The organism is Pelodictyon phaeoclathratiforme BU-1, assembly GCF_000020645.1.
GTDB lineage: Bacteria > Bacteroidota > Chlorobiia > Chlorobiales > Chlorobiaceae > Chlorobium > Chlorobium phaeoclathratiforme.
In genome coordinates, this window is sequence record NC_011060.1 from 2,663,330 (window position 1) to 2,678,717 (window position 15,388).

General features: G+C 48.8%; 6 protein-coding genes. 1 reads left to right on the forward strand and 5 read right to left on the reverse strand.

Annotation, left to right across the window (positions count from 1 at the left end; genetic code table 11):
- Positions 1-41: 41 nt before the first annotated feature.
- The 3 genes from PPHA_RS12745 to PPHA_RS12755 form a co-directional block, all read right to left on the reverse strand.
- Entirely contained in the window at positions 42-1,157 is a 1,116-nt protein-coding gene (locus PPHA_RS12745) for an acyltransferase family protein (RefSeq protein ID WP_150085712.1), read from the reverse strand.
- A gap of 106 nt (positions 1,158-1,263) precedes the next feature.
- The gene (locus PPHA_RS12750) at positions 1,264-2,496 is read right to left on the reverse strand and encodes a glycosyltransferase (protein WP_012509226.1); all 1,233 of its coding nucleotides are present in this window, start codon (positions 2,494-2,496) and stop codon (positions 1,264-1,266) included.
- A gap of 106 nt (positions 2,497-2,602) precedes the next feature.
- Positions 2,603-3,208 (reverse strand): class I SAM-dependent methyltransferase, encoded by a 606-nt coding sequence (locus PPHA_RS12755; RefSeq protein ID WP_012509227.1) that lies wholly within the window; start codon positions 3,206-3,208, stop codon positions 2,603-2,605.
- A gap of 391 nt (positions 3,209-3,599) precedes the next feature.
- Here PPHA_RS12755 and PPHA_RS12760 point away from each other — a divergent pair, with 391 nt between their 5' ends.
- Positions 3,600-5,321, forward strand: coding sequence for an IS1634 family transposase (locus PPHA_RS12760; protein WP_012509228.1), 1,722 nt, complete (start codon positions 3,600-3,602; stop codon positions 5,319-5,321).
- 61 nt (positions 5,322-5,382) lie between these two features.
- On the opposite strand, the gene PPHA_RS12765 is transcribed toward PPHA_RS12760, so the two are convergent.
- Positions 5,383-8,682: a beta strand repeat-containing protein gene (locus PPHA_RS12765; RefSeq protein ID WP_012509229.1), complete on the reverse strand. Its 3,300-nt coding sequence runs from the start codon at positions 8,680-8,682 to the stop codon at positions 5,383-5,385.
- A 597-nt stretch (positions 8,683-9,279) separates the two neighbouring features.
- A complete protein-coding gene (locus tag PPHA_RS12770) occupies positions 9,280-15,195 on the reverse strand; it encodes a hemolysin-type calcium-binding protein (protein ID WP_012509230.1) in 5,916 nt (1,971 codons plus the stop codon).
- Positions 15,196-15,388: the final 193 nt, after the last annotated feature.

Here is a 15,388-nt window from a genome sequence, read left to right on the forward strand (position 1 = left end):
AAATCCAGGCCAGCAATTCAACGTTACCAATCACCTGAGGCTCACAGTTCAGGAGCAATCGAAGAGTCCGGTTTCTTGTGAACAAAATAGCGCTTAAAACTGAGTACAGGCCGTTCAAGAAAATAGAAAGAGAGCACCGCGATCATGAAGGTGATCAGAGAGCCAGCAATCGTTATCGTTAAACGGTTATATCCCAAACTCTTTATTATGCAAAATACGGGATGGTGCCAAAGATACAATCCGTATGATACAGAGCCAATCCAAACCAGCCATTTCCTTGAAAAAAAGAGCGCAAACGCCCCCTCTTTATTGGTGACTATTTCAAGGATCAACACGGCTGTGAAGATTTCGACGGCAAAGAATCCTATGTAATACATGTTCTGATTGCGCCAATCAGCATTGCATACAAACAGGGATAAACAAAAACAAGAAAACAAGGCAGTAATAAAAAGCTGTTTTCTAAACCGCGCAATACCATTTTTTCCAGCAAGCTCCAGACTTAAAAAAAGCCCAAGCGCACATCCGGCAATCAGGGCGTCAGCTCTCGTATCAAGTCCGTTATACAAGCGTTCAACCGGTGCACCAATAAATGAGAGATAGATCCTGAATAGCGAGGATGAGACTGCAAGAGCAACCGTTATAGCAAAAACAGTCTTTCTGTTCTTCAGCAAAGCAAGCATCAACAACAACATAAGCGGCCAAAGGATATAAAACTGTTCCTCAATGGATAATGACCATGTATGGCCAAGAAAATCAGGAGGATGCACAGAAAAAGCGCGCGCCCAGTTCGAAAGATAAGCTAATGAGATAAGGGCATCGATGTAGTTACTTTTTGCCTTTGCTTCGTCAAGGAAGAACAAGCTGTACAAGCAAAAGGTAACTAATAACAGAAGCAACGCCGGTGCAAGACGCAACACCCTTCTCGCATAAAAGTTTTTCAGTGAAACAGAGCCATATCGCTCATATTCACGTACCAAAATAGTTGTAATCAAGAATCCGCTGAGTACAAAAAAGATATCGACACCAATAAAACCACCCACAAAACAGGGTACCTCCGCATGAAACAACATCACAAAAAGGATGGCAACTCCACGAAGACCATCAAGTTGAGGAGAATAGTGCATGTATGATTGGCTGATCAACGAAGTGCGACTCATCCTGAGATCCCCATAAATAAAGCTCCCCGCCACAAACGACGGAGCACTGTTTTTTTAAAAGAAACTTTACAAACCTTCACCGCAGTTCAAACAAGACTCATTCTGTTCAAGCCAGTGATTGCACCCACTCCAACTGCCGTGGCAGGCAGACCATATTCAGGTCATAATTGCTCCGGGCAAAAGCACGGGCATTGGCCCCAAGCCTCGCCCTTGCCCGAGGATCATCGAGCAGCGAACACACCGCATCAGTCAGAGCCTCCACATCAAAAAAATCAATGAGCAACCCCGTCTCATCATGCATGATCGCCTCCTGAACCGGCCGCGTATTACTGGCCACAATGGCACAGCCAGCACTCATCGCCTCCAGCAAACTCCATGAAAGCACAAACGGGTAAGTGAGATAGAGATGAACCGTCGAGAGCTGCAACAGCGTAACAAACTCCCGATACGGAAGCTGACCCAGAAAATGAACCCGCCCCCAGTCACCGTCACTGATCAGCGGGCGCACCTCACTGGCGAAAATCTCTTTCCACGTTCCTCCCCCTTCCGGCATCCCGCCATAACTGACCCCATCGCCCCCAACAATCAGTACCCTCGCCTCCGGCCTCCGTTTCAGAAGCGCAGGCAGAGCACGCATAAAAATATGATAACCCCGATAGGGCTCAAGGTTACGATTGACAAAGGTGATCACTTCATCCTCCCGGGTCAGGGATATCTTTCCGTTGATGGTTACCCTGACAGCCGGATTTGGCGCTACAGCATTGGTATCAATGCCGTCATGCACCACCGTTATTCTGGAGCGAAACGGTTCCGGAAAGGTACTTGCCTGCCAGTGAGTAGGAGAGATGGCGGCATCCGCAGACTCAAAATGGAGCAGGTTATTGAGGTTCTTCAGACGCAGTCGGCAGGTAACACCATCATCAGGTAACTGAAATTCAGGATCAAAACCGGTATCGGCTCCCTCGGCAAGGTAAAAAAACTCGCAATAGATGCCAAGAGCAGCGGCTGGCCACACCTCTTTCAAAAACATACTCTCACCCCAGCCAGGATGAGCAATGATGACCTCAGGGCTGAACCCCTCCCTTTTCAGTTGCATTGCCGCCCGGAAACAGGCCTCGGCGCGAATGGTCTTGGTCTCGAAATCGCACAACCAGGGATGTATCGTTGGTGTGCTGCTTCGAGTCGCTTTATAGGTGAAGATCTCCACCCCGCGCCACAATTTTTCGCCATTGAGATTTCGCATCGTCAATGCCAATACCCTGTGCCCCCCTGCAACAAGTGCAGGAGCAAGAAATTTGAACTGAGCAGGGAAATTCTGGTGAATAAAAAGAATGTTCATGATGTGATCAAGCTACTGCAACCCACAATGAGCGGTTAACCATGTTGGAGCCTCTCCCGAAAGCACTTTTCATCTCCGCAAACCCGCATCTTCGTTGTCGCTCACCTCAGTACCGGGGAAAATGTTCTGCCGTCAAAGAGCGAAGATGAGCTTCATCAGCAACGGCAACTGTTGCAAGAGCCCACAGATCGTAAAATGGATGCAAACGCCTGATTGACGCTACCGCAGCAAAACCTGCGGCCTTGAGGGTACCAATCAAAACTTTTTGTGTAAATCCGCACCGGTGTGACATATAGGTGTTTCCTGCTGCCATTGAGGCGCGATGGCCATACAGAATATCAAGCGGCGCAATTGCTCCGGCTGGAGAGGTATAAGCAGGATCAAGCAGTTTATCCTCGGCAACAAGAGCCGCAACCGACTGCAGGTCAGGGCAGGTAATGACCGAAAAACCATCCGGCTTGAGCACCCGCATGAACTCTCCAAGAGCCAGTGGCACTTCGTGTGGATAGAGATGCTCAATATTGTGACTGGAGAATATTGCATCAACCGAACCATCAGCAACTGCCGAAATATCCGTCATGGTACCGATGATGTCTGGTTTCACCGCGCTATCGATATCAAGCCGCAACTCCCTCCAATCCGGAGTATTAAACCCTCTTGTTGTCCGCTCTTTATGCTTGGGGCCGCAGCCAATATGGAGAAAGGTACGCAAGGTATGTACGATTAATGATAAAGCAATTGTTTTACCGGTAAAGTCCGCAATATAGATTTTTTTCTTTTCACAACAGCAGTTCGCCCAACAGCATCCGTACCAACGGAACAGATGGGGTAAAAAAAAGCCCCCCGGCGCTCACGAGGCACCGGGGGGCTTTTATAATCTTTCTTCATTCCTTCCTGAGTCTGATTTACCGAGGTAAACCAGTCTCGGGGAACGAGGCTGCCAACTGAAGCATCCTGCCTTTCGGCTTAGACCGAAGTTCCTTGACGTAAAATCGTATAACATATTGAATTTCGATAAATTGCAGGGAATTTACGTATTTTGTACCCATGTAAAATACATCAAGCCGCTTGTTTTATTTGGGTTTTAGTGATATACTAAACCCATGCACGTTGATATTATTCCAAATAGAAACTCTCGTCCCGCCATCTTGCTCCGTGAGTCTTGGCGTGAGAACGACAAAGTCATGAAACGCACCGTGGCTAATATTTCGAACTGGCCTCCGGAACAGGTTACTGCGTTACGACGGGTTTTGAAAAATGAACCGCTGGTCTCACCCAGTGAGGTATTTTCAATTGAACGCTCATTGCCTCATGGTCATGTTGAAGCTCTTCTTGAGATGATTCGTCTTATCGGTCTTGACAAAATGATCGCTGCCCGACGGACTCGTGAGCGTGATCTCGTTTTGGCAATGATCGTCGAACGCCTGATTGCGCCATCTTCAAAATTGGCCACTACGAGGTTATGGCATAGCACAACTCTTGCGCAGTTACTCAATGTTGAGGATGCTGATGAAGATGAATTGTATGCAGCCATGGACTGGTTGCTGGAACGCCAACCTGTTCTTGAAAAGAGATTTGCAAGCCGTCACCTTGGTGAAGGTCAACACGTATTTTATGATGTGAGCAATAGCTCTTATGAGGGCCATTGTTGTCCCCTGGCACGTTTAGGCCACGATAAACAGGGTCGGCGAGGCAAGCCAATTATTACCTACGGAGTACTGACCGATGTCAAGGGGCGTCCCATAGCTGTTGAGGTTTATCCGGGTAACACTGGTGATCCCAGTACCGTAGCAGACCAAGTGGAGAAGCTGAAAGAGCGTTTTGCCTTGCAGCGAGTGGTTCTGGTTGGAGATCGTGGTACATTGACTCAGACACAGATTGATATCCTGAAAACTCATCCCGGGATTGGGTGGATTTCAGCGTTGCGAAGTGAAAACATTCGCAAACTTGCAGCAAATAATCATTTGCAGTTGTCATTGTTTGATGAAAAAAATCTGGCAGAAATAACTTCGGCAGATTTCCCCGATGAACGCCTGATCGCCTGCTTCAACCCCCTGCTCTGTGATGAACGGAGGCGCAAGCGCCAGGAGTTATTGGATGCAACAGAAAACAAGCTACAAAAAATTGTTGATGAGGTTCATCGTCGCACGAAAACCCCGCTGAGTGCATCGGAAATTGGTCAAAAGGTTGGCAAGGTGATCAATGGGTATAAAATGGCCAAACACTTTGAGCTATCGATTGCTGACGGAGAGTTTTCCTTCAAGAGGAAAGCTGAATCGATCGCACAAGAAGCGGAGTTGGATGGCATCTATGTTATTCGCACCAGCGAAAGCCGACAGAACCTGTCGGCAGAGGATACCGTAAGAAGCTATAAGAATTTAGCAAAAGTTGAACAGGTTTTCCGCACCTTCAAAAGTATTGACCTGCAGGTACGGCCCATATACCATTATTATGCCGAACGTGTTCGTGCCCATATCTTTCTGTGCTTGCTGGTTTATTATGTTGAGTGGCACATGCGTCAAGCACTTGCTCCTTTGCTCTTCGATGATGAAGAACTTGCTCAGGACAGGAAAGAGCGCGATCCGATCAAGCCTGCAGTCTCATCCAAATCGGCAAAAAAGAAAAAAAGTACAAAAACAAACAAAGAGGGATTCCCCGTTCACAGTTTTCGCTCGCTTATCATGGAACTGGGCACTCGCAGTCGAAACCGGTGCAGACTGAAATCTGCTCCAGGAAGCCCTGTGATTTCCCAGGATACCGAACCAACACCACTTCAAACCCGTGCAATGGAATTGATTCGTTTGTACCCAGTAGATGGAAGTTGATTTCACGTCTTTTTGCTTTTTATATAATAGGTTATCATTTTTTTATACAGGGAACTTCGGCTTAGATGAAGTCAGCCAATGCCAAAGCTGGAGTGTTAACAAATACACCAACCAACTCCACTTCACCTGCTGTCAAGGTATTCCCTGTTGCATCTGTGTTGGTTATACGCAAGACGACAGAACCGGTTGAATCATTATCGAGGACCAGCAGCACACTGTCTGCAGGAGTCAGAACGCTATCAAGGTTCGCGATAACACCATTCAATGCACCACCAGCACCCAGCAACTGAGCCTCAAGAGCAGCGTAGTTAGTCGTCAAGTTAGAAGCAGTAGATGCAAGCACATTTGTAAATGCCGCGCTTCCAACTCCGGTTTGAGCGATGAATACGACACCGACAGTGCTAAGAGGGTCAACCAATCCAGCAGCAAACGTCGCAGAAGTGATAACATCAATACCAGTGATGCCATCAGCGTTCGTACCCAGACCGTTCAACAGTGCACCATTGTAATTAAACTTGTCTGTGCCGGAAGCAAAGCCTGTGATCAAATCAGCATGAGCAACAGCGATAACATCAGATACCACAGTATCCTTCACCTGAACTAAAGGCGCAACACCAGTCTCAGTCAAGCTGATGGTGTCAATACCAGCACCACCGTCAACGACATCCTGACCTTCACCGGCAGAGATCGTGTCGTTTCCTGCATTACCGTTAATGGTGTCGGCTCCACGTCCGTCAGTGATGGCGTCACTGTTCTGCGTACCCTGAATCGTCAAGTCAGCGAGGTCACCATTTTCAACCGTAATCACTGCACCACCGGTAGCAAGGTTTGCGTCCGTATCCAATACCGCAGAAGCGTCGAGAGTAAAGCCTGTTGTATTGTCTGTCCATGCGTCAGCGATCGTGATGGTCATGGCTCCCTCAGCACCTCCGTCGTTTGCCGTTGCACCTTCAAGCACCACAAGTTTGTCGAAAGCGCCTGCAGCCAATGTTGCTGCGCTACCAGCATAGCCAGTGTTGATATCGACCAAACCATCAGCATTACCAGCGTTTGTTGAGCTGATGACGTGTGCATCGTTTTCATCCGCGGTGTAGACACGCACCTCAACCTGTGCGCTCTGTGCGGCTGACGTGACCATGTTCAGGATGCTCCCGCCTTTGGCTGCAACCTGGATATCCATGTTTACAAACTGAATATCGGTATCATCGTCTTTGTTTTCGATGTTCAGCACGGTTGCGACCCTATGTGTATGTGTATCAATCAACAGGGCGCCACCTATCGTCTGCGCGGCGCCACCAAAACTATCCGGGTTAACCGTTGGAGCAATCGTGAAGTTGTTACCGATCAGGAGATCAAGCCGGTTATTCTGCTCACCGATCATGCGGATGGTATCCACATTCGTGTTGCCTGCGCCAGTGCCAACCTGTTCGTCGATGGTAATCATCAAGTCACCGTTAGCCGCTGTTGTATCAACAAGAATTGTTTCGATACTGTCGAGCTTCACAAAGAGATCATCGTTGATAACCGTTGATGGGCTCACACCGGCTTTGTTATTTGTGCCGAGGTCATAGTTGCCATCAACAATCATTGTATCGCGACCTTCGCCTCCATCAACAGAGCCTTCAATCCGCGCAACGCCTGTACCGGTTACGGTGATCCTGAGGGTATCATTGTCTGAACCTAACAAGATCTCTGCACCATCGGCAATCAATACAGAAGTATCCGTTGCAAGAGTAACCTTATCTTCTCCTGCCTCAGTGGTGATTGATGCTGTTGCTGCAAGATGATGGGCAGTAACGGAGTCATTGCCCGATCCGGTGTTGAGGTGGCCCGCAAAGGTTACGGCAGGGCCATAGTCACCACCATCATTACTTGTCCAAAACGCAGTCAACACCCGGTCAACAAGCACGGTATCATCATTACTGCCTGTGGTGAATACTGCCGATGCGTCGGCGGCAGCATTGGAGATATTGACGGCAATTTTGCCCTGTGCTGCGCTACCATCAAGCACAAAACCCTTAACACTCCCTACAGAAGCGAGGATAACGGTTCCGGTTCCAATGCCTGTAACCGTAATTTTTTTAAGGCCTGCAACCGAGTCCGGGGTAAACCCATTGTCATGCTCGATAATGTTGTTATTCTTATTCCAATCCTCACCAATGAACAGGTCGCCCAATGCAGTAATGGTCAATTCCAGAGAATTGACAGTAACCCCTGATGGAAAAGTATTTACATCTAAAAGATCAATGGCTGGATCACCGCACGCCCACAGAACGATATTACGCCACTGCCATTCGGTATAACCACTAAGAGTAAGATTATGGGCATAGAAGTCGCATATCAACAGTCTCAGGAGAAATTCAGTTGGCGGCACACCCCTCCAACTGAACGTTATATCTGGAAGGCCCTGAGTGTTGGAAACCGAAAGATTGTTCGCACTGGCAGGAAGATTATCAATAACGAAACCACCAGAAGAGACTCCGGTAACATTAACAGTTGTAAGTGCTTGATCGGCATGTTGCAAATCAAGTCCGCTGAGATAGCTGGTAGCACCGAACTCAACTTCCAGAGTCTTGATATTGTTCAACTCGGGAGCAATAACATAACCTGCATCCGCGTTCGGATTAACAAGCACAGCGGTCAATGTGGCTTCATCACCAAGCCCGGTAAGCTGATCAGAATTTTGCAGGGTGTTGAGCGTTCCGGCAGGGTTGGAGGTAAAATGGTAAGCGCTTTTATTATCCTGGGCAGTGGTCAACGCGTAGCTTTCTACGGGTGTTCCCATACGATTCTCAAAACGGCCATTTGTAATATAGTGCTGTGCTGCGAAATCATTTGCCGCATCACCAGACAGATGAAGGAGATCATAAATCCAGTGCTGTAAATCAGCATTCGCTGCAAGATACGCTGCAGCATCAAAAGTGATGGTACGATCCTCGTGAACCCCATACTGCATGTAATGCTTCGCTGCCGTAACCGCATCAGCATCGGTGACGCCATCAGCGCCAAGCCAGTTCATCAAGTCAGGGTTTGAGGCAAGATACTCCCACGCATCAAAGGTGATGGTACGATCCTCGTGATATCCATGCTCGATGTAATGTTTTGTCGCCGTTGTCGCGTCAGCATGGGTAAAACCATCAGCGCCAAGCCAGTTCATCAAGTCCGGATTTGAGGCAAGATACTCCCATGCATTAAAGGTGATCGTACGTCCCTCACTCCGTGCGTAATTGTTGTAATGCTGCGCTGCCGTATCAGAGTCAGCATCGGTAAGGCCATCAGCGCCGAGCCAATCCATCAAATCGGCATACGAGGCAAGATATTGCCAACTGTCAAGCGAACCAGCAACAATTGAGGTAACCATGAGAGATCTCCTGAAGTATTTGAAAAATATACGTATTCCCAAAAATTAATTAATTTATCGCACCAATGCACATATTTATTTCTCATAAATTAAAAATCAGAAGTCTACTCTTGCTGGACACTCAAGTGCCCCAAGGCCAAATTTCCAGAACTACATCAAGACTCCTATGCACACTTCTACGACATCGACAAGATCTAAACCTGGAACCGCAAGTTCGAGATAGAGTTCGGCTTCGACAAATCAAGTATTCTGAAACAAGACGAGGTCAAGAACCAAAGAGCTGCACCCCTGGGATGGTTGCCTCCTCAACCCTGCGCAAATGCTGAACGGTGATGGTTCATGAAAGCCATTCCCGTGATTGCACCCACACCACAATTGCACAGCCCGCACTTATGGCCTCCAGCCGACTCCATAAAGAACGAAACGGTTCCGGAAAGAGAGACATTGAATTTTAAAAGAGTCCCATAAAAAAAGCCCCCCGGCGCTCGCGAGGCACCGGGGGGCTTTTATAATCTTTCTGCATTCCCGAGACTGGCTTACTGAAGTAAACCAGTCTCGGGGAACGAGGCTGCCAACTGAAGCATCCTGCCTTTCGGCTTAGATGAAGTCAGCCGCTGCCAAAGCTGGAGTGTCAACAAATACACCAACCAACTCCACCTCATTTGCTGACAAGGTGTCCAATGTTGCATCTGTGTTGGTTATACGCAAGACGACAGAACCAACACCATTATCGAGTACCAGCAGCGCACTGTCTGCAGGAGTCAGAACAGCATCAAGGCCGACAATAGTACCGTTCAATGCACCACCAGCACCCAGCAACTGAGCCTCAAGAGCAGCGTAGTTAGTCGTCAAGTTAGAAGCAGTAGATGCAAGCACATTTGCAAATACCGCGCTTCCAACTCCGGTTTGAGCGATGAATACGACACCGGCAGTGCTAAGAGGGTCACCCAATCCAGCAGCAAATGTCGCAGCAGTGATAACATCAGTACCTGCAATGCCATCAGCGTTTGTACCCAGACCGTTCAACAATGCACCATTGTAATCAAACTTGTCTGTGCCGGAAGCGAAACCTGTGATCAGGTCAGCATTGACAAGAGAGATAACATCAGAACTCACCGTATCCTTAACCTGAACTGAAGGAGCAACACCAGACTCAGTCAAGTTGATGGTGTCAATACCAGCGCCACCGTCAACAACGTCCTGACCTTCACCGGCAAGAATCAAGTCAGCACCAAGGCCACCATAAATCGTGTCGTGACCAGCACCGCCATCCAGAGTGTTCGCTGCATCGCTGCCCGTGAGAACATCGTGGTAGTTTGAACCCGTCACGTTTTCGAAGTTGCTGATGGTATCGCCCTGGGCATCACCACCGGAAACAACGTTTGTTGCAAGGTTCACCGTTACCGCCGCGAGGCTCAGGCTGTAGTTCACGGTATCGATTCCCTCACCGCCGTCAAGAACGTCAGCGCCAATCAAACCGGAGATGTTGTCATTACCGGTACCACCGTTGATGGTATCAGCAGCGCCGATAACCGAACGAGCCACGGTTTCAGTAGCCACACTCGGATCAGGCTGAACAAATCCCAGATCTCCAGGGACCGTGCTTAAATTCATTGTCGTCTGTTGACCCGCATAAGTACCAGCAAGGATATTTACTATCATCGGATCGAACGGAGCACCTGTTGGCAAACCTGTTACAGTTACAGTAAGAGTCGCTGTAGGTGTAGTACCTGAAATTACTGATACAGCGGTACATCCAGCTGCTGATACTGCTGCGTCAAAAGCTGTTTTACCAGGGAGATAGGTAATTACAACTTCATTTGGTAATGATTGTTCTTTTACGGTCGCGATTTGGTAACTGGTACCTTCCCATTGAACTTCAACAGTCTCAGTATCATTATCAAAAGGGTTAAGACTCCCAGTACGTGAAACCGTCAAGGTCTGTATCTGTGGCGTGTTGTCACCGGCATTGTTCGTCGTAGCTGTTACCGTGTAGTCTGTACCAGCAACTGCACCGGTCAAACGAAGCTTGTCAGCAGCAGCAACAGCAGTAGCAGAACCAAACTGCGTACCTGCCGTTGTGATGCTATCTGCCAAACCGTCTGATCCAGCACCATCATATGCTGCAATCGCAGTTGCAACTGCGGCACCGTTTACTCCGTCCGTACCGATTGTTGCAATAATGGATTGACCGTTATGCGTAACCGTAATCACATCCCCGGCATCATACGTTGCTGCAAAGGTTACAACTTCCAGCTCTGGCTGATTTGTTACTTCGTCACCAACGATGATGTCGTTACCGGCCCAGCCATTAATGGTGTCTGTTCCACGTCCGCCGATGATGGTATCGCTGTTTTGTGTACCATGGATCAGCAATGTAGCGGTATCTCCATACTCAACAGAGATTGCTGCACCACCAGTAGAGAGGTTTGCGTCAGTATCGAGCACTGCCGAGGCGTCTACGGTAAAGGTACTGCCAGTCCAGCGATCGGCGATCGCAATGGTCATGGCTCCCTCAGCGCCACCGTCGTTTGCCGTTGCACCTTCAACCAAAACGAGTTTGTCGAAAGCGCCTGCTGCCAGGGTAGCTGCGCTGCCAACATAGCCGGTGTTGATATCAACATTTCCATCACCGGTACCAGTGTTACTGGAGCTGATGACATGTGCATCGTTTTCATCAGCGGTATAAACACGAACTTCAACCGTAGCCGTCTGTGAGCCGGAGTTGACCATGTTCATAATGGTACCACCTTTGGCTGCAACCTGGATATCCATGTTTACAAACTGAATATCGGTATCATCGTCTTTGCTCTCGATGTTTAATGTGGTCTGGGCAAGGTGTGCATTCAGATCAATCAGCAATGCACCACCAGCAATGTTCTGGGTGTTGACCGTTGAACCAACCGTGAAGTTGTTACCGATCAGAAGATCAAGCCGGTTATCCTGGTTACCGATCATGCGGATGGTATCCACATTCGTGTTGCCTGCGCCGGTACCTGCCTGCTCGTCGATGGTAATCGTCAAATCGCCGTTTCCACCGTTGTTAGCTGTTGCCGTGTCAACCAGAATCGTTTCGATGCTGTCAAGATTCATAAAGACATCATCGTTGACAATCATTGAAGGGCTGACACCTGCGTTGTCGTTTGTGCCGAGGTCATCGTTGCCATCAACAATCAGCGTATCGCGACCGTCGCCAGCGCTGACAGTGTCGGCACGGTTCAATGCAGATACCGTGTCATCCGAACGAACATCATCCAGACGCATGTCGATGATGTCTGTACCGGAACCTGTTGCAATGTTGTAGTTGTTGTCGACATCCACGCGCAGGGTTACGTTTGCAGCAGTTACTGCTGTACCTGCAGCATTGTTGACGCGGATAGTGTCAGCATTGACGTTGTTGACCTCAATGCCTGCGCCGGCAGCAGCGCCAGAGTTCAGGGTGAAGGAGGTAACAGCGGTGGAAGAGACATCACCTGCAACAAGTGGAGCACGGGTTGCGCGGAAGTTAAAATCACCAAAACCATTCATGTCTACTGAGTGCGCATTGGCATCAGAGAAGGTGAGGGTGAAGTTCTCAACCAGCGTTGTATCATCGTCGGTTGTTGAAGCTGCGTTACCAACGGTATCGGTAGCAACATGCGAATCAACATTCAAAGAGAGGTCGAATGCTTCTGCGGCATTGATGGTCAATGCTGCGGCATCGTTCAGGTCACGCGCACCATCATAGTTAATGTTCAGGTAAACGTCTGTAGCTGGCGCATTCGTGGTAATCGCGCCGGTTACCTGTACACCACCCGTAAGCGTGTCCTGATCCGTTGTGCTGATTGCCAGAACGCTGTCATCAACAAGAGCGCCACCGGTGACACCGGTTGCTTCGAATGCTGAAAGTGTCAAAGCTACGCCTTCACGCATGTTGTTCAACGTGAATGTGGTCTTGGTACCAGCCTCGTAGCTTTCGGTTGCCGGACCCGTTTCCAGCCATTTTTCCTGTGAGGCAAGGTTAATGGTTGCCAATGCTGCATCAAAACGCATAACGTCTGTCGTGATTGCGCCATCTGTAGCGTTGTTGTCATTTACAGCATGGAAACCGTTCGTGTGCTGTACAATGGTATCAGCCGTATCGGTATCCTCGATCTGGTTCGCTACCGTCAAATTCAGGATTTGGGTACCGATAATGTTGACGTTGAGGTCTGTCTGTGAACCAGCCATCGTTGTATCCTGATCCGCCATCGTGGTAAGAACATCAACATTGACATCATCAAGTGCCGTCACGTTCATGGTTTCAGCACCACGAAGCTCTGCATCACGCCCTACAATAGTAAATGCAGAACGGGTTGTCTCTGTCGGAGCGGAAGACATGGTATCGGCAATACCGGCATCAGACTCTGTGAAGTTGATCACGTCGTTTGCACCAGCGCCCAAATCAACGATAGCGCCGAGACGATCAATAACACCAAGCGAGGAGACTTCATCGGTGTATGCGTTACCGGAGTCGCCATGTGTAGCATCGACAAGGGTCTGTACATCTGCATCGGTATCTCCGGCAAGAATAGTAGCATAATCTGTCAAACCAGCGCTTACCGTATCGTTATCAGCTCCGGTATCAACCAAAGCGCCTTCAGCAACCATGGTAAAGATGACTGCATCTGTGCCTGTACCCGTGTTTACAATTGCGCCGATCTTCTTCTGCTGGTCATTTTTGTTACCGTCAGTCAGGGTAATGTTGTCCCAGTCGGAACCGCTTGTCAAGCTTGTTACTGTAACAGAGTCGTTGCCATCGCCGGTCACAATCGAAGCTGCTGTTACATCGTCAAAACCGGTGTTGTTTGATTCGTCCTTGTCATGAGCTGTCACCAGCAATGATGCGGCTGTTACGCTATCGTTACCGGTACCGGTATCAATCTGCGATACACCTTCGACGTCGGCGGAACCCATTTCACAACCACGGATAGCAACAACGTCGTTACCAGAGCCGGTGGAGATATCGCCTGCAAGCACACCGTAAGTGTGAATCTGGTCATTGCCGGATCCTGACGTGACTTTCAGATCTTCGTCTGCACGGAATGCGTAGAGTGTCGAAGGGTTACCATCGGAAGGCGTTTGAACACCAAGTTTCAGGTTGCCGGTCATGGTACCTGCGTTCACGGTCAGCACTACTCCGGCATCCTGCTTGGTGGTATCGAGGCCATCAATCATGACGTTGGCTGCGCCGGAAATGTTCACAGTTTCCAGATCGTTTGTCGAGATACCATCGTTGCCTGGAGATAAGGGAAGGAGTTTGTCTTTGACGATATCAACACGGTGGTTCGCGACGATGTTGATGGTCTCCAGACCATTTGCCGTCAGTTGGTTGATTTCAAGGGAACCCGCAGCACCGACTGAAGCGCCGGCTGTAATGCTCAGTGTCTGGGTTGTTGTGCCAGAGGGTAAATCATTTTGCAGATCTTCGCGTGTGTTAGCGCCGATCGTCAGCGCATCAACGTCGTTCGTGGCGTTCGATGCCATGTTGATGGTTTCGTAGTAGAAACCAAGGTCAGCATCATTATCGCCACCCTCGTTCAGCGTCACTTTGTGAACACGAACATTGTTCACACCGAAGGCCAGAACGTCTGACGTTCCTGTGAGAACCTCTTCTCTTGTAGTGAAGTCAACGGTTCCGGAACGGGTTGCATCGTTCAGGGTAATTGTTGATACCGTAGCGCTCAATTCAGTATGCTTGACAGAGGCATTGGTTGCCGTGATGCGTGTAACATTCAATGTCTGCAGCAAATCTGCATCAGCGAGAATCAATTCTGTAACATCATCACTCGTCCAGGCAACATTAACTGTAGTAATGCCATTGAGTGTTGGCTGAATCATGGCCTCCTCTGAAGTGAAATCAGTCTGTGTGCCAATTTCAACATTCAGCGTAGGGTTGGTGCCGATACCTGTCAAGACGTCGTTGTCTGAAAGTGTCGTCAGGTAGCCTGTGCCGGGAACCAGCTTTGGCGCCGAGTTGAACACATTGGCTGTTGCGGTATCATCATCAGTCGTAAGCGTGAAGCTGTTATCGAGTCTCAGGAGACGACCAGGAGTGCCGGCTGCAATTTCCGCACGACCGAACTGAATGTAGTGTTTGGCCGCTGCATCATAATTGGTAGCGCCAAGCCAATCTCTCAAATCAGCATTTGCTGCAAGATAGGCTGCAGAGTCAAAGGTGCCCATTGAACGTCCCTCAGCCGCACCGTTCGTAATATAGTGCTGTGCTGCCTTGATTGCGTCAGCATCGGTAATGCCGTCAGCACCAAGCCAGTTCATAAGATCAATGTTCGATGCAAGATATTCCCATGCATCAAAGACAATTGAACGATTTTCTGCACTGGCATGCATGTTATAATGCCATGCAGCATTCGTAGAATCAGCCGCATTCAGCACGCCATCAAGCAGCGCCCAGCCCCTCAGGTCACCGTAGGAGGCAAAATACTCCCAGCTTTCCAATGAACCTGTCGTAATTGAAGGAGGAATTAATGACATAGTTTTATCTGTTTATTTATTTATGTAGAACAATGAAATTTAATGCTATGGAAACCGAAATTCCTGCTTTTTGCCGCCCAAAACACACCAACCAGCCTATACGCGCCAGAAACCGCACCTTACCCTCATGCTAACCAAAATCCCTGTTTGAGCAACATTCACCCGGATAATGTATAAATTAAAAAGTAAAGAA